We start from the raw sequence: 16,491 nt of genomic DNA on the forward strand, positions 1-16,491 counted from the left end.
TTATGCAGGCATAGATAAGTTTTTGGAACGTTGATATTTAATGACAAAATATTGTTGAAAGAATTTTTATGGTATTGGTTCTAGAAAATTTTTCGGGCATAATTGAGGTGTCGTTTGTCGATAAAGTAGGCATTTTATTAACAAAGTGGTATTTTGTGGTAAATTGTGGTAATAATTTCTATATATTTGAGTTATTAAATTAAAAACCAGCTACTTTAAGTGATCAATTTCATTGGAACATATGATTGTAAGGCCGATTCTAAGGGAAGGGTAATGCTTCCTGTGGCGCTTAAAAATCAAATGTCTCCGGTAATCAATGATGGTTTTGTGGTTAAACGTTCTGTTTTTCAACCTTGTTTGGAACTGTATCCTATGGCGGAGTGGAATCTGTTGATGCAGAAAATGAACAAAAAGAACCGATTCAAGAAAAAGAACAACGATTTCATAAGAAGATTTTCTGCAGGAGTAAAGGTGGTGGAAATAGATGCTACTGGTAGGTTGTTGATTCCAAAAAATTTGGTGGATGTGGCAGGAATAGTGAAAGAGGTGGTGTTGAGTTCGGCAATTAACATTGTTGAAATTTGGGATAAGGACAACTATGAAAAGGTGTTGGAGGAAACGGCCGAAGACTTTGCAAGTTTGGCCGAGGAAGTAATGGGAGATGACGACGATGATTTATCATAACCCTGTATTGTTGACCGAGTCCGTTGAGGGGCTGAATATAAAACCCGATGGAGTTTATGTAGATGTAACATTTGGTGGCGGCGGACATTCCAAGGAGATATTGAAAAGACTGGGAGGGAATGGAAAGTTGTTGGCTTTTGATCAGGATGAGGATGCTTTGCCCAATGCTATTGATGATGATCGATTTCTGTTGATCAATGAAAATTTTAGGTATATAAGACAATTTTTGAAGTTCTATGGCATAAGGAAAGTGGACGGGATTTTGGCTGATTTTGGAGTGTCATCCCATCAATTCGATCAAGCCGAAAGAGGGTTTTCTACCCGTTTTGATGCTGATCTGGATATGAGAATGAGTAAAAAGAACCAGATTTCAGCCTTTGATGTGGTAAATGTATATGACTATGATGAGTTGAGGAGGGTGCTTTTTGAATATGGAGACCTGCGGAATGCAAATGCCATGGCAAAAACCATTGTAGAGCGGCGGGAAAATGCACCAATAAAAACTACCGATCAGTTAAAGGAGGTCCTTGGGCAGTTTCTTCCAAAACACAGAGAGCATAAGATTTTGGCTCAGATCTACCAGGCGATAAGGATAGAAGTGAACCAAGAAATACAAGTGATAAAAGAGTTTTTGTTGCAAGTGCCGGAATTGTTAAATGATGGAGGTAGGCTAAGTGTTATAAGTTATCATTCCTTGGAAGATAGACTGGTAAAAAGGTTTATTAGGGCCGGCCAGTTTGAAGGGGAGCCGGAAAAGGATTTTTACGGGAACATAGAAGTTCCTATGAAAAAGGTTGGTGGCTTGGTAGTCCCTTCCAAGGAGGAAATAAAGTTGAACAATAGGGCACGAAGTGCCAAGCTCAGGATAGCGGAGCGAGTTTGAGATTAAGCTGCGGAAATTATGGATCGTCTTTAGTGGCGTCTATGAGAGTGCAATAGTATAATAAGGTATATAGTTGGAAAATTTTTAAGGAATGAGAAAAGGGATATTGGACATATTAAAAGGAAAGTTTTTGGTGAGCGGAGGTGCTCCCAAAAACTGGATGTTTATCATTTATGTTTCCTTTTTGGCAACGGTCATGATTGCCAGCTCCCATAGTGCCGATGGAAAAGTCCATAAAATTGCGGCCCTTGATGAACAGGTTAAGGAATTGAGGAGCGAGTTTGTAGATGTCCGTTCCGATATGCAGGAGTTAAAATTGGAGTCCACTGTATTGAGAATTTTGGAGCATGATGGTTTGTTTCCATCCGAAACTCCGCCTAAAAAAATAAAAGTTAAATCCGAAACCGAATAATAGTGCCTGTAACTGAAAAAAACATATTGACCAGATTATATATTGTGGCGGGATTCCTATTTCTGTTCGCAATTGCCGTTTTGGTAAAATTGGTCAGTATACAGATGGTGGAAGGGGAGAAGTATCGGAAACTGGCCATGGATCGTACTGAGAAAATGTTCACCATTGCCCCCAAAAGAGGCAATCTATATTCGGATGATGGCAGTTTATTGGCAACATCGGTTTCAAGATATACCATTCGATTTGATGCTGAAACCGTTGGAAAAAGGGACTTTGAGGATAATGTAAAGCCTTTGTCCGATGCCTTGGCGAAATTGTTGGGCAATTCGTCCTCCCACTATCAGCAATTGTTGAGAAAGGCGAAGGTAAATAAGAATCGATACGCCTTGATTGCTAGAAATTTGGATTATTCGGATTACGTTGCTGTAAAACAGTTTCCACTTTTTAATAAGGGGCCATATAAAGGCGGTCTCATTATAGAGCAAAAAATTGTGCGCGAGCATCCCTTGGGTAAGATCGCTGAGCGGAGCGTTGGGTATGAAAGGGTAGATGAGGACGGATACTACACTAGGGTTGGACTGGAAGGCGCCTTCGGACAATATCTAAGAGGTGTTGAAGGTAAGAGGTTAAAACAAAAAATTGCCAAAGGACAATGGAAGCCTATTGGTTGGGATAATATTGTAGAGCCTAAGGATGGCTATGATGTGGTTTCTACCATCGATATCAATATTCAGGATATAGCACATCATGCCTTATTGGGGCAATTGGAGAAGTATAATGCCGAACATGGCTGCGTAATTGTAATGGAAACCAAGACTGGGGAGGTCAAGGCCATTTCCAATTTGGGGAGGACCAGTGAAGGCAAATACTATGAGCGACTTAATTATGCCATTGGGGAGTCTCATGAGCCTGGGTCAACTTTTAAATTAATGTCCATGGTAGTGGCCTTGGAGGATAAGGTAATAGATACCAGTACAGTTATTGATACAGAAAATGGCACTTATAAGGTGTATAACAGAACGGTTAGGGACTCCAAGCACGGGGGGTATGGTAAAATAACCGCGGCCAAGGCATTTGAGGTGTCTTCCAATACCGCTTTTGCAAAAATCATCAATAATAATTATAAGGACAATCCTGAAAAATTCGTCAACCGTCTCATGAATATGAACCTTCATAGGGAATTGGGATTGCCGGTTAATGGGGAGGGTACCCCGGTAATCCGTTATCCTGGGGATAAAGGCTGGTCTGGTGTTTCCTTGGCATGGATGTCCCATGGGTATGAGGTTTCGCTTACGCCACTACAGACCCTAACGTTCTATAATGCCATTGCCAATGACGGGGAGATGTTGAAGCCAAGGCTTATAAAAGCCGTGAAGGAGTGGGATAAAACTATTTTGAAATTTGAGAAAGAGGTCATCAATCCGTCTATCTGTTCCAAGGAAACGGCGCACAAGGTGCAGCAATTATTAAAAGATGTTGTGGAGAAAAAGCACGGTACCGGGCATGGGCTGTATTCGCCTAATTTTTCTATGGCAGGAAAAACGGGAACCACACAAAAAAATTATGTCTCCAAAGATCCTGAGGTGATGAAGTACATTTCCACTTTTGCAGGTTACTTTCCTGCGGACGACCCAAAATATTCCTGTATTGTGGTAATTCATGAGCCGGACAAAAGTGTGGGGTATTATGGTGCCGATGTATCGGGACCTGTATTTAAATCGGTTGCCCAAAAAATATATGCTAGTTCTCCCTTGGTGGATGAAGTGGATGTCAACGATGCAGAGACCAAGAACTTGGATGAGGATTTTCAGAGATACTTTGCTGCTTCCAATAAAAAATACAATCAAGTGCCTAATGTAGAGGGTATGAGTGGGATGGATGCTGTATCTATCCTCGAAAATTTAGGGATCGAGGTTGAGGTGAAGGGGAATGGAAAGGTTAAGAAGCAATCCATTGCAAAAGGAACAGATCTGAAAAAGGTTAATAAAATCGTATTGGTACTATCATGAAGACGCTAAAGGACATATTGTATGGGGTTGGTCTTTCTGCGGTAAGTGGATCTACATCCATCATGGTAAGCCAAATATGTTTCGATTCCAGAAAGGTTGGAAAGGATGATGTTTTTGTGGCCATAAAAGGTCTTCTTGCCGATGGTCATCAATTTATAGATAAGGCTATTGCTTCTGGTGCAAAATCCATAGTCTGCGAAGAACTGCCCGGGAAGTTGGATAGTGGAATAACCTATGTGGAGGTGGATAATGGCAATAAAGCTTTGGCCATTATGGCGTCCAACTATTATGGTAATCCCTCCAAAAACTTAAGATTGGTAGGGGTAACTGGAACCAACGGAAAGACTACTGTTAGTAGTTTGCTGTATCAATTGTTTAAAAAGGCCGGTTTTAAGGTAGGATTGATATCTACCATAAAGATAATGGTAGATAACAAGGAGTATGCTACCACCCATACCACTCCGGATGCCTTAACGATCAATAAGCACCTGCAATTAATGAACGATGAGGGGGTTGAATATTGCTTTATGGAGGTCAGTTCGCATGGAATACATCAAAAAAGAACGGAAGGATTGGTATTTGAGGGTGCTATTTTTACCAATCTGTCCCATGACCATTTGGATTACCACAAAACTTTTGCCGAGTACAGGGATACTAAGAAGAAGTTGTTTGATCAGTTGTCCAAAAAAGCCTTTGCACTTACCAATATAGACGATAAGAACGGCTTGGTGATGTTGCAGAATACGAGTGCTAGAAAGTACACTTATGCCCTAAGATCTTATGCCAATTATAGGGCCCAAATTTTGGAAAATCAATTTAACGGCCAATTGTTAAAGATTGATGACAATGAGGTTTGGTCCAAATTGATAGGGGATTTTAATGCCTATAATATGTTGGCAATTTACGCCACGGCGGATTTATTGGGATTGGAAAAACTTGAAATTCTTCGTCTACTAAGTGAGTTGGAAAATGTAGATGGAAGATTTCAACATTATATATCTAAAGAAAGAATTACAGCTATTGTTGATTATGCCCATACACCGGATGCCTTGAAAAATGTACTTGATACAATCAATACATTGAGGACTGGAAATGAAAATGTCATCACCGTCGTGGGGTGTGGTGGTGACAGAGACAAGTCTAAGCGTCCGGTTATGGGTCATATCGCAACAGCATTGAGCAATAAAGTCATTTTTACATCCGACAACCCTAGGTCGGAGTCGCCCACAGTGATTATAGAGGAGATGGAAGCTGGTGTGGAACCGCAAAATGCAAACAAAACACTATCTATCGTTAATCGTAAGCAGGCTATTAAAACAGCTTGTCAATTGGCTGCGGCCAACGATATTATTCTGGTTGCGGGGAAAGGCCATGAGACCTATCAGGAAACTAATGGAATTAGGGAAGATTTTGATGATTTTAAAATGGTGAAGGAGTTGTTGGCCAACTTAAATAAATAAAACATAGGGTGATCAATATTAAAGTGAATTATATAAAACAATAAACCCAGGAATGCTATACTATTTGTTCGAATATTTGGAAAAACACTATCAACTGCCAGGGGCGGGGCTTTTCCAATTTATTACGTTTAGGGCGGCAATGGCGGTAATGCTTTCGCTCTTACTGGCTACTGTCTATGGGAAAAGAATTATTAATTATTTACGACATAAACAAATTGGGGAAACTGTAAGGGACCTTGGCCTGGAAGGCCAAAAACAAAAAGCGGGTACCCCGACCATGGGTGGGTTGATTATTATTATGTCGACCTTAATTCCAGTATTGTTGTTTGCACGTTTCTTGGATAATATTTATGTGATCCTATTGATAGTTACTACGGTTTGGATGGGGATTATCGGTTTTGTGGATGATTATATCAAAATTTTTAAAAAGGATAAAGAAGGATTAAAAGGAAGGTTCAAGGTAATCGGCCAGGTAGTTTTAGGTCTTATGGTCGGGGCTACTCTGTATTTTCATCCGGACGTTACCATGAAGGAGCATTCCAGAACGGAAATTACCCAGGACTATACCGTACAACAAGTGCCGGGCAAGGAGATTAAGTCTACCATGACCACCTTGCCATTTATCAAAAATAATGAGTTGGATTACGCCCTTTTTATTTCCTGGATGGGAGATGGGATGGAGAAATATGCCTGGTTGGTGTTTATTCCCATAATCATAATTATTGTTACAGCGGTCTCCAATGGAGCAAATCTGACCGATGGCATTGATGGTTTGGCTGCAGGGACTTCGGCTATTATTGTATTTACATTGGGCATCTTTACCCTGGTTTCTGGTAACATCATTTTTTCCGATTATTTGGATATCATGTTTATTCCCAGGGTAGGGGAATTGGTAGTTTTTATCGCTGCCTTTGTGGGGGCCTTGGTTGGATTTCTATGGTATAATGCCTATCCCGCGACAGTTTTTATGGGGGATACGGGCAGTTTGACCATTGGGGGAATAATTGCAGTTATAGCCATCATTATCCGCAAGGAATTATTGATACCTGTTTTATGTGGAATTTTCTTTGCGGAGTCTATTTCCGTGATGTTGCAGGTGGGGTATTTCAAGTACACAAAAAAGAGATTTGGAGAGGGGAAAAGAATTTTTCTAATGGCACCATTACATCATCATTATCAGAAAAAGGGATACCACGAAAGTAAAATAGTGACCAGGTTCTGGGTTGTTGGGATTCTGTTGGCGGTAATAACCATTGTAACCTTAAAGGTGCGATAGAATGAGGCGTTTGGTTGTTTTGGGAGGTGGAGAAAGTGGTGTTGGAACGGCTATTTTGGGTAAAAAAGAAGGTTTTGAAGTTTTTGTCTCCGATAAGGGGATTATAAAAGAGGAATATAGAAAAGTTCTTGAACATTTTGAGATTGATTGGGAAGAACAGCAACATACTGAGGAAAAGATATTGAATGCCGATCTGGTCATGAAAAGTCCAGGTATCCCGGATAAGGTTCCTTTGGTGGTAAAGCTCAAGGAGGCGGGGATTCCTATAATTTCGGAAATCGAGTTTGCCTCAAGGTATACCAAGGCAACTATAATAGGGATTACCGGAAGTAATGGAAAGACCACCACCACAATGCTAACGAACCACATTTTAAAAGAAGGTGGGATGCATGTGGGAATGGCAGGGAATATTGGTGATAGTTACGCCAAGATGGTTGCTGAAAAGGACTTTGATTACTATGTGCTGGAGATAAGTAGTTTTCAATTGGACGGGATAGTGGATTTTAAGCCACACATAGCCATCCTCACCAATATAACTCCAGATCATTTGGATAGATATGAATACAAATTTGAAAATTATATAGCATCAAAGTTTAGAATTGCAAAAAACCAGACGAAGGAAGATTATTTAATATATGATGCCGATGATGAAGTAATAGTCCAGTGGTTGCAAAAGAACCCGGTCCAATCAAAATTATTACCCTTTTCCATCAGTAAGAAATTGGATGAAGGGGCATATTTAGAGAATGATAAAATAATTATTAAGACACACAATAACACTTTAGAAATGAGTACAGACGCTTTGGCTTTGGAAGGGAAACACAATTTAAAGAATACCATGGCTGCCACTACGGCGGCTAAACTAATTAGTATAAGAAAGGAGACTATACGCAGAAGTATAGAAAACTTTCAGGGAGCGGAGCATAGGTTGGAAAAAGTACTTAAAATTCATCATGTACAGTATATCAACGATTCCAAGGCTACCAATGTAAATGCAACCTACTATGCCTTGGACAGTATGAGAACTCCAACTGTTTGGATTGTAGGAGGGGTGGACAAAGGGAATGATTACAAGGAATTAATGCCTTTGGTTCGTGAAAAAGTAAAGGCCATTATATGTTTAGGGTTGGATAATTCCAAAATAAAAGATGCCTTTGGCAATGTAGTGGACCTGGTTGTGGAAACATTTGCAATGGACGAGGCCGTAAAGGTGGCATATAAGATAGCGGAACGGGGAGATACGGTATTGTTATCACCGGCATGTGCCAGTTTCGACCTGTTCAAGAATTATGAAGATAGGGGAAATCAGTTTAAAGAAGCAATAAAAAAATTATAAGGGGTGGGATTTTTAAACAAAATTAATGGAGATAAAGCTATTTGGGCAGTGGTTGCCCTTTTGGCCTTGTTTTCATTTTTACCTGTTTATAGCGCCAGCAGTAACCTGGTATACGTGGTGGGCAATGGAACCACTATTGGTTATCTGGTAAAGCATGCCATACTTTTGCTAATGGGATTTGGGATTATTTACGGGGTGCACCGTATTCCTACCCACTTTTTTAAAGGCCTGTCCTTGATTGCGATGCCAGTGGTATTGCTTTTATTGCTTTATACACTTGCCCAAGGGCAGGTCATAGACGGGGCCAATGCCAGTAGGTGGATCCGTATTCCCATTGTTGGTTTTACATTTCAGACGTCTAACCTGGCAGCGGTGGTGCTAATGATCTACGTAGCTAGATATTTGACAAAAATAAAGGATAAGACCATCACCTTTAAGGAGAGTATCCTGCCCCTTTGGTTACCGGTTTTTTTGGTGATAGTGCTAATATTACCTGCGAATTTTTCAACGGCCGGGATTATATTTTCCATGGTCCTGCTATTGTGTTTTATAGGGGGGTATCCCTTTAAGTATCTAATAGGAATCGTTGCTGCTGGGATATTGAGCCTAACGCTGTTTATATTGACGGCCAAGGCAGTGCCGGATTTATTTCCTAACAGGGTAGATACTTGGATGAGCAGAATAGAAAGCTTTTCCAATCCTGAGGATACGGAGGCTGATTATCAAATAGAGAAGGCAAAAATAGCTATTGCAACGGGAGGAATAGTGGGCAATGGGGCAGGAAAGAGTGTAATGAAGAATTTTTTGCCACAAAGTTCCTCGGATTTTATTTATGCCATTATTGTAGAGGAGTACGGACTTTTGGGAGGCTTTGTGCTAATGTTCTTCTATTTGTTGTTGCTTTTTAGGATTGTGGTGGTGGCCAATAGCAATGACACGGTATTCGGTAAACTTTTGGTTCTGGGAGTTGGACTTCCTATAGTATTTCAGGCATTGATCAATATGGCTGTGGCCGTGGAACTTTTCCCGGTTACCGGTCAGACCTTGCCTTTGATTAGTAGTGGTGGAACCTCGAGTTGGATGACCTGTTTGGCCATAGGTATTATTCTTAGTGCAAGTAATAAACATGTGCAATCCGAATCGGACGAAATAGATGAGACCAACCCTTTAGAAGTGTTAAGTGGGCAGTTATAGATTTATATTATCGGGTGGAGGCACGGGCGGACATATTTATCCTGCCATTGCCATTGCAAATGAGTTGAAACTTAGGTATCCCGATGCTGATTTTCTGTTCGTAGGGGCAAAAGATAGAATGGAAATGGAAAAGGTGCCCCAAGCTGGGTACAAAATTGAAGGTTTGTGGATAAGTGGGTTGCAAAGGAAGCTCACTTTGAGAAATTTAATGTTTCCTTTTAAATTGATAAGTAGTTTGATGAAATCAGCAAACATAGTACGGAATTTTAAACCTCATGCCGTTGTGGGTACTGGTGGCTTTGCCAGTGGTCCCCTCTTGAAGGTGGCATCGGGAAAGGGAATTCCATGTGTGTTGCAGGAACAGAATTCCTTTGCTGGTATCACCAATAAATTATTGGCGAACAAAGTGGCCAAAATATGTGTGGCCTATGATGGCATGGAGAAATTTTTTCCGAAAGATAAAATCGTAAAGACTGGTAACCCTGTACGTGGGGATTTGGTGTTATTGGTAGAGAATAAAGTAGAGGCGTTGAGCTTCTTTGGTTTGCAGGCGGGTAAAACCACATTGCTTGTCCTAGGAGGCAGTCTTGGGGCAAGACGTGTAAATATTCTTATTGAACAGAGTTTGCCTTTTTTTAAGGAGCAGGGAATTCAGGTCGTTTGGCAAAGTGGCAAGCTGTATTATGAGGATTATAAAAAATATGAAAGTGCGGATGTCAAAGTAGTGGCTTTTTTAAATCGGATGAATTTGGCCTATGGGGCTGCAGATATCATTATTTCCAGGGCAGGAGCAGGTTCGGTTTCTGAACTATGCATTGTGGGCAAGCCCGTGATTTTTATCCCGTCCCCTAACGTGGCGGAGGATCATCAGACAAAAAACGCCCTATCCTTGGTGGAAAAGGATGCGGCCATTATGATAAAAGAAACGGAATTGGATGAAAAGTTCGTAACGGTGTTTTCGGATTTGGTCAATAACGAGGCCTTGAGCAAGAAGTTGGGAGCCAATATCAAGAATTTGGCCATGCCAAATGCTACCAAGGAGATTGTAAATGAAATAGAAAAATTATTAGTGCAACAATAAGAAAATGGGCATAAAAGATATACATAACGTCTACTTTATAGGTATTGGAGGTATTGGTATGTCCGCCCTTGCGCGATATTTTAAATTTATAGGTAAGAATGTTGCGGGCTATGATAAGACCGAGACACCTCTTACAAAGGATTTGGTGGATTTGGGTATCCAGGTGCATTATGAAGATGATTTGGAATTGGTGTCCAAGGTGTATTTGGATCCTGACAATACCTTAGTGGTATATACTCCCGCCGTGCCTAATGATCATGGGGAGTATAATTATTTCATGGACCATGGCTTTCAGGTGAAAAAGCGTTCAGAAGTGTTGGGATTGATTACAAAGGATACCTTTTGTTTTGCAGTTGCCGGCACCCATGGCAAGACTACCACTTCCTGTATACTGGCTCACTTATTGAAGGAGACCGGGACTCCCATAACGGCATTCTTAGGAGGGATTTCGGAAGATTTCAACAGTAATTTTTTATTGGAAGGTTCGGAATATTCTGTGGTAGAGGCAGATGAATTTGATCGTTCCTTTCTTCGTTTGTCACCAAATGTGGCCTGTATTACTTCTATGGACGCGGATCATTTGGATATTTATGGCAACAGTGAGGAGCTTCAAAAATCGTTCAGAGATTTTGTGAAGCGGATAAAGCCGAATGGTAAGCTGTTTGTTCGTAATGGTTTGCCTTTGGAGGGGACAACCTATGGTATTGAGGATGGATCGGATTATTGTATTAGAAATATTAAAATAGACCAAGGGACCTATATTTTTGATTTGGATTCTCCAGAAGCCAATCTTAAATCTGTCAGGTTCAATAAACCGGGGAGGCATAACCTGCTCAATGGCTTGGTTGCCTATGCCATGGCTATTCAGGCCGGTTCATCGCCAACAAGTTTGGCAGACGCATTGGCCACATTTAAAGGAGTACAAAGACGTTTTTCCTATCAGATAAAGAATTCCGATTTTGTGTTTATAGATGATTATGCACATCATCCAACGGAAATAGATGCTGCATTCCAAGCAGTTTCCGAAATGCATCCCGGTAAAAATATATTGGCCGTTTTTCAACCACATTTGTTTTCCAGAACAAGGGATTTTGTGGATGAATTTGCAAAAAGTCTGTCCAATTTTCCAAGTTTATTACTGTTGGAAATTTACCCTGCCAGGGAAAACCCAATTGAAGGGGTTACCTCGCAATGGTTGTTGGATAAAATTACAAGTCCAAGGAAAAAATTAATCAGAAAGTCAGAGTTGATTTCAGAAATTATAGCCCAAAATCCCCATGTTTTAATAACCCTGGGGGCTGGAGATATTGGATTGGAAGTCCCGAAAATTAAAAAGGAATTAAGTCATGTCCATAAAAAACAATAAAAATAAAAAAATGAAAATTAATTGGAATTTCATAAAATTCGGGGCCTTGTTACTGGTAATTACGGGTCTTTATGCATTTTCCAGTGTTAGGAACAAGCATAAAAAAATAGATAATATCGAAATTGAGTTCATCGGAGATCAGAATCTTTACATGACCCAAGAGACGGTTAATAAATTGTTAATACAAAATTCTGGAGACCTTAGAAACCTGCCCAAAGAAGATATAGTTTTGAATACTATAGAAAAAGCTATCGAAGCTAATGAAATGGTAAAAAATGCCCAAGTTTACCTTACGGTTAACGGGGACCTAGTGGCTAAAGTCATACAGCGAAAACCAATCGGAAGAGTTGAGGGAGTTGCAAAGTTTTATATAGATGAGGATGGGAAACCTATGCCATTTTCCAAATATCATTCTGCGCGGGTACCTATAATTACAGGAATAGTAACCAATAAAAGTACGGAGGGAGTGTACGAAATTTTGACTTATATAAATTCTGATGAATTCTTGAGAAAGAATATAATAGGCGTTCATATTACCGAGGAACAAAAATATCAGTTGAAGTTTAGGATGGAGAATTTTGTGGTGGATTTGGGCCATGTGGAAGAATTGGAGAAAAAGTTCAGCAATTTCAAAGCTTTTTATACTAAAGCGAATAAGGACAAAACGTTGAACGATTATAACAGGGTGAGTTTAGAATTTAATAACCAAGTAGTGTGCACCAAAATTTAAGATATGGAACAAGGTAATTATTCAGTTGGGTTGGATATTGGAACCACCAAAATTGTGGCCATCATTGGTAGGGAAAATGAGTATGGCAAGATTGAAATCTTGGGTATTGGCAGATCTAAAAGTTTGGGAGTACACCGCGGAGTGGTCAATAATATTACACAAACCATCAAGTCTATCCAACAAGCTGTTGAACTGGCCGAAGGCAATTCCGGTTTAAAGATTAGTTCGGTAGTGGTAGGTATTGCAGGACAGCATATTAGGAGTTTGCAACATAGCGATTATATAACCAGGGCAAAATCCGAAGAGGTCATCAATGAGGATGATGTGGAAAAGCTTTGTAACCAAGTTTATAAATTGGTGATGCTTCCTGGAGAGGAGATTATCCACGTCTTGCCACAGGAATTCAAGGTAGACGGCCAAGCGGAAATAAAGCAACCTATGGGGATGTACGGGGGAAGACTTGAAGCCAATTTTCATGTAGTGGTAGGGCAGGTTTCTTCAATCCGTAATGTGGGAAGATGTATAAAAAGCGCAGGTCTGGATCTAGGGAATATAACCTTGGAACCACTGGCATCGGCAAATGCAGTTTTAAGTCAGGAAGAGAAAGAGGCAGGTGTTGCGCTGATCGATATAGGTGGTGGTACCACGGATTTGGCCATTTTCAAGGATGGAATTATCCGTCATACCGCTGTAATTCCTTTTGGAGGTAATGTAATTACAGAAGATATCAAGGAAGGTTGCTCCATTATTGAAAAGCAGGCAGAACTTTTAAAGATCAAGTTTGGTTCGGCTTGGCCGGGAGAAAACAAGGACAATGAAATTGTTTCCATCCCAGGGTTGAGAGGACGTGAGCCCAAAGAAATCACCTTGAAAAACCTTTCCAAGATAATACATGCCCGAGTAGTGGAAATCGTGGAGCAGGTTTATGTGGAGATCAAGAATTATGGGCACGACGAGCAAAAGAAAAAATTGATTGCGGGAATTGTATTGACGGGTGGTGGAAGCCAGCTAAAACATTTGAAGCAATTGGTAGAATATATAACTGGAATGGACACTAGAATCGGCTACCCCAATGAGCATTTGGCAGGCGATTCCGACGAGGAAATAGCCAGTCCGTTATATGCAACTGCGGTGGGTCTGTTGATGAATGCGGTGCAGAATAAGGCCAAAGTAAGGGAAGCAAGGCAGGAAGCTGTTGAGAAGGAAGATGATCATGGGGTTTTTACAGGAGAAGATCACACTCAGACCAAAACGGCGCTGAAAAAGGAGCGGAAATCTATTTTTGATAAATGGTCCGAGAAATTGAAGGATTTCTTGGATAATGCGGAATAGATTATAAAATAAGAAAAGTATAGTAAACCAGTAAAATAAAAAATATGAGCAAGAACACTGAATTTGAAAGTATATCCTTTGATTTGCCCAAAAATCAGAGTAACGTAATTAAAGTCATAGGTGTTGGTGGTGGCGGTAGTAACGCCATAAATCACATGTTCCAGGCCGGTATCAATGGTGTGGATTTTGTGATTTGTAATACCGATTCGCAAGCACTTCAAAATAGTCCCGTACCCAATAAGATACAATTGGGAGTTTCGTTGACGGAAGGATTGGGAGCTGGTGCCAATCCAGAAGTAGGGGAACAGGCCGCTATTGAAAGTATGGAAGAGATCAAGCAAATGCTTGATACTACCACAAAGATGATCTTTATTACAGCCGGTATGGGCGGGGGAACAGGTACTGGTGCTGCCCCTGTCATTGCAAAAATGGCAAAGGAAATGGATGTTCTTACAGTGGGGATCGTAACCATGCCTTTTCAATTTGAAGGTAAAATGCGTTGCCAACAGGCTCAGTTGGGAATAGAAAAATTACGTGCCAATGTAGATTCCTTGATTGTTATCAATAACAATAAATTAAGGGAAGTATATGGCAATTTGGGTTTTAAAGCTGGTTTTTCCAAAGCAGATGAAGTATTGGCCACTGCCGCTCGTGGTATTGCAGAAGTTATTACACATCACTATACTCAGAACATAGATTTACGTGACGCCAAGACTGTATTGAGCAGTAGCGGAACGGCCATAATGGGATCGGCCATATCTTCAGGTTCTTCCAGGGCACATGAGGCCATAATGAAGGCTTTGGATTCCCCCTTGTTGAACGACAACAAAATTACTGGGGCAAAGAATGTACTGTTACTTATTGTTTCTGGTTCCTCTGAAATTACAATAGACGAAATAGGTGAGATTAATGACCATATTCAAAATGAGGCCGGTTTTGGGGCCAATATCATTATGGGGGTCGGTGAAGATGAGGGACTGGGCGAGGCAATCGCAGTTACGGTTATTGCCACGGGTTTTAATATAGATCAACAGGATGATATAGTAAATACGGAATCCAAAAAAATCATTCATACGTTAGAAGATGAGCAGCGCGCGGAGCATAACCTTACTCCAAAGAATGTTGTTCACCAGTTGGTCGAAGAAGAGGAAATTAAGAAGGTTGCTCCGGTTAAGCCTACATTGACGCAAGGGGAGCCTCAGATGGATTTGATACCTACTACTAATTTCATTAAGAATTTTAATGTATTCTATGAGGAAGTGGTTGCGGAAAATGTTCAGGACGATTTTATCATTATCAATGCTTCCGATGAGATCAAGGATATAGAAGTAGTGGATCCAAGGGTGGTATCCAACAACTTGGAGGAGGAAGATCAGTTCGCATTTAGTTTTGATATGCCTTTGGCCAAAAAGCCTGTAGAAGAGGAAGAAGAGGCGCAACACATTATTACTTTCGATCTTGATGAAGAGGTAAAGGATTTTGAAGTGAAAGATCACGTAGAAGTAATTCCTGTCCTAGAGTACAACAAGAATGGCGAAAAGCGTTACAGTTTGGACGATTATATGGAGTTGGAAAAGAAACTTACTGGAGCCAAATCCAAGGCTGAGGAGTTTGAGCCCCGTATTGTTGAAGACGAGTTGATATTTGAAAAGCGTACCATTGCAAAGCAGGAATCGAACCAGCAGAGGGTGAATGTGGAGGATGAAGATCCTGTTAATACCCCAATTGAAATCCTTTTAAAGGAACGCGCAGACGAACGCAGAAGAAAACTAAAGGACTTTAATTATAAATTCCAGAATAGCCTTAGTAATTTGGATGAAATATCCAAGCAGCCGGCTTATAAGAGACAAGGGATAAACTTAAATGAGAACCCTAAGGAAAGCAAAGTTTCCAGAACTAGCTTAAGTGAGGATAGTAATGACGATATTCAATTGCGTTCCAACAACTCTTATTTACATGACAATGTAGACTAGTCCTGTTCACGGAACTATAAATCCTAAAGTTTAGACCCGAAAATAGCTTATATTTTCGGGTTTATTTTTATCTTCGCAGGGCTAAAAAAAAGATATGGGTTTACAGCAGAGGGTAATGGAAGATATGAAGGCGGCAATGAGGGCCAAGGACACCGTGGCATTGGAGTCTTTACGAGCTATAAAATCAGCCTTATTATTGGCACAGACCGAAACAGGACCGGGAACGGAACTGTCCGAGGAAGATGAAGTAAAGCTGGTTCAAAAATTAGTAAAGCAGCGCAAGGATAGTGCGGCTATCTATAAGGAGCAGGGACGCGAGGATCTGGCCGAACCTGAACTGGCACAAGCAGTGATTATCGAAAAATTCCTTCCAGAGCAATTGACCGAAGAAGAGATAGAAAAGGTAGTGGTGCAGACCATTGATGCCATAGGAGCGTCAGGAATGAAGGATATGGGCAAGGTCATGGGGATCGTATCCCAGGAATTGGCCGGACAGGCAGATGGGAAGACCATTTCCAATATAGTTAAGGCCAAATTGGCCAATTAAGAAAGGATTTCTGACCGAATAGGTCAGTTAAGGCCCCGTGGCGCAACTGAATAGCGCATCAGATTTCGGCTCTGAGGGTTGGGGGTTTGAATCCCTCCGGGGTCACGGATAAACCACAAAAAAGTGGTTGTGCAAGCGAGCTTCAAAAATGAAGCTCGCTTCTTTTTTGAAGTATAGCGAAGTGCAACTTTTTGTGGTTTTCAAAGCG

General features: G+C 40.7%; 14 protein-coding genes and 1 tRNA gene. All 15 read left to right on the top strand.

All coding sequences use genetic code 11. The features are described 5' to 3' along the window. Positions 1-219: 219 nt before the first annotated feature. The 15 genes from mraZ to LV92_RS00480 all read left to right on the top strand — a co-directional run bounded on the left by mraZ (position 220) and on the right by LV92_RS00480 (position 16,388). On the top strand, positions 220-684 hold the full coding sequence (mraZ, locus tag LV92_RS00410; RefSeq protein WP_111621721.1) for a division/cell wall cluster transcriptional repressor MraZ: 465 nt from the start codon (positions 220-222) through the stop codon (positions 682-684). Continuing rightward, entirely contained in the window at positions 671-1,567 is an 897-nt protein-coding gene (gene rsmH, locus LV92_RS00415; protein ID WP_111621722.1) for a 16S rRNA (cytosine(1402)-N(4))-methyltransferase RsmH, read from the top strand. Before mraZ ends, rsmH begins: the two co-directional genes overlap by 14 nt. Positions 1,568-1,658: 91 nt before the next feature. Beyond that, positions 1,659-1,979 carry an FtsL-like putative cell division protein gene (locus tag LV92_RS00420; protein WP_031442634.1) on the top strand — a complete coding sequence of 107 codons (321 nt, stop codon included), beginning with the start codon at positions 1,659-1,661 and terminating at the stop codon, positions 1,977-1,979. Between the two features lie 2 nt (positions 1,980-1,981). Next, positions 1,982-3,988, top strand: a complete 2,007-nt coding sequence (locus LV92_RS00425) for a penicillin-binding protein (RefSeq protein WP_111621723.1) — start codon at positions 1,982-1,984, stop codon at positions 3,986-3,988. Beyond that, positions 3,985-5,448 carry a UDP-N-acetylmuramoyl-L-alanyl-D-glutamate--2,6-diaminopimelate ligase gene (locus LV92_RS00430; RefSeq protein ID WP_111621724.1) on the top strand — a complete coding sequence of 488 codons (1,464 nt, stop codon included), beginning with the start codon at positions 3,985-3,987 and terminating at the stop codon, positions 5,446-5,448. Before LV92_RS00425 ends, LV92_RS00430 begins: the two co-directional genes overlap by 4 nt. A 52-nt stretch (positions 5,449-5,500) precedes the next feature. Continuing rightward, on the top strand, positions 5,501-6,724 hold the full coding sequence (gene mraY, locus LV92_RS00435; RefSeq protein ID WP_111621725.1) for a phospho-N-acetylmuramoyl-pentapeptide-transferase: 1,224 nt from the start codon (positions 5,501-5,503) through the stop codon (positions 6,722-6,724). Between the two features lies 1 nt (position 6,725). After that, positions 6,726-8,060, top strand: a complete 1,335-nt coding sequence (gene murD / locus LV92_RS00440; RefSeq protein ID WP_111621726.1) for a UDP-N-acetylmuramoyl-L-alanine--D-glutamate ligase — start codon at positions 6,726-6,728, stop codon at positions 8,058-8,060. A 3-nt stretch (positions 8,061-8,063) separates the two neighbouring features. Beyond that, complete coding sequence (locus LV92_RS00445; protein ID WP_111621727.1) at positions 8,064-9,254, top strand: FtsW/RodA/SpoVE family cell cycle protein; 1,191 nt, start codon at positions 8,064-8,066, stop codon at positions 9,252-9,254. Continuing rightward, on the top strand, positions 9,241-10,335 hold the full coding sequence (gene murG / locus LV92_RS00450) for an undecaprenyldiphospho-muramoylpentapeptide beta-N-acetylglucosaminyltransferase (RefSeq protein ID WP_111621728.1): 1,095 nt from the start codon (positions 9,241-9,243) through the stop codon (positions 10,333-10,335). Before LV92_RS00445 ends, murG begins: the two co-directional genes overlap by 14 nt. A gap of 4 nt (positions 10,336-10,339) precedes the next feature. Next, positions 10,340-11,701, top strand: coding sequence for a UDP-N-acetylmuramate--L-alanine ligase (gene murC / locus LV92_RS00455; RefSeq protein WP_111621729.1), 1,362 nt, complete (start codon positions 10,340-10,342; stop codon positions 11,699-11,701). 10 nt (positions 11,702-11,711) lie between these two features. After that, the gene (locus LV92_RS00460; RefSeq protein WP_111622303.1) at positions 11,712-12,431 is read left to right on the top strand and encodes a cell division protein FtsQ/DivIB; all 720 of its coding nucleotides are present in this window, start codon (positions 11,712-11,714) and stop codon (positions 12,429-12,431) included. A gap of 3 nt (positions 12,432-12,434) precedes the next feature. Beyond that, on the top strand, positions 12,435-13,763 hold the full coding sequence (gene ftsA / locus LV92_RS00465) for a cell division protein FtsA (protein ID WP_111621730.1): 1,329 nt from the start codon (positions 12,435-12,437) through the stop codon (positions 13,761-13,763). Between the two features lie 44 nt (positions 13,764-13,807). Beyond that, positions 13,808-15,736: a cell division protein FtsZ gene (ftsZ, locus tag LV92_RS00470; RefSeq protein ID WP_111621731.1), complete on the top strand. Its 1,929-nt coding sequence runs from the start codon at positions 13,808-13,810 to the stop codon at positions 15,734-15,736. A 94-nt stretch (positions 15,737-15,830) separates the two neighbouring features. Further along, entirely contained in the window at positions 15,831-16,283 is a 453-nt protein-coding gene (locus tag LV92_RS00475) for a GatB/YqeY domain-containing protein (RefSeq protein ID WP_111621732.1), read from the top strand. A gap of 31 nt (positions 16,284-16,314) precedes the next feature. Further along, positions 16,315-16,388 (top strand) — tRNA-Arg (locus tag LV92_RS00480). The last annotated feature ends 103 nt before the right edge of the window (positions 16,389-16,491 follow it).

The sequence above is a fragment of the Arenibacter echinorum genome (assembly GCF_003259375.1).
GTDB classification, from domain to species: Bacteria; Bacteroidota; Bacteroidia; order Flavobacteriales; family Flavobacteriaceae; genus Arenibacter; species Arenibacter echinorum.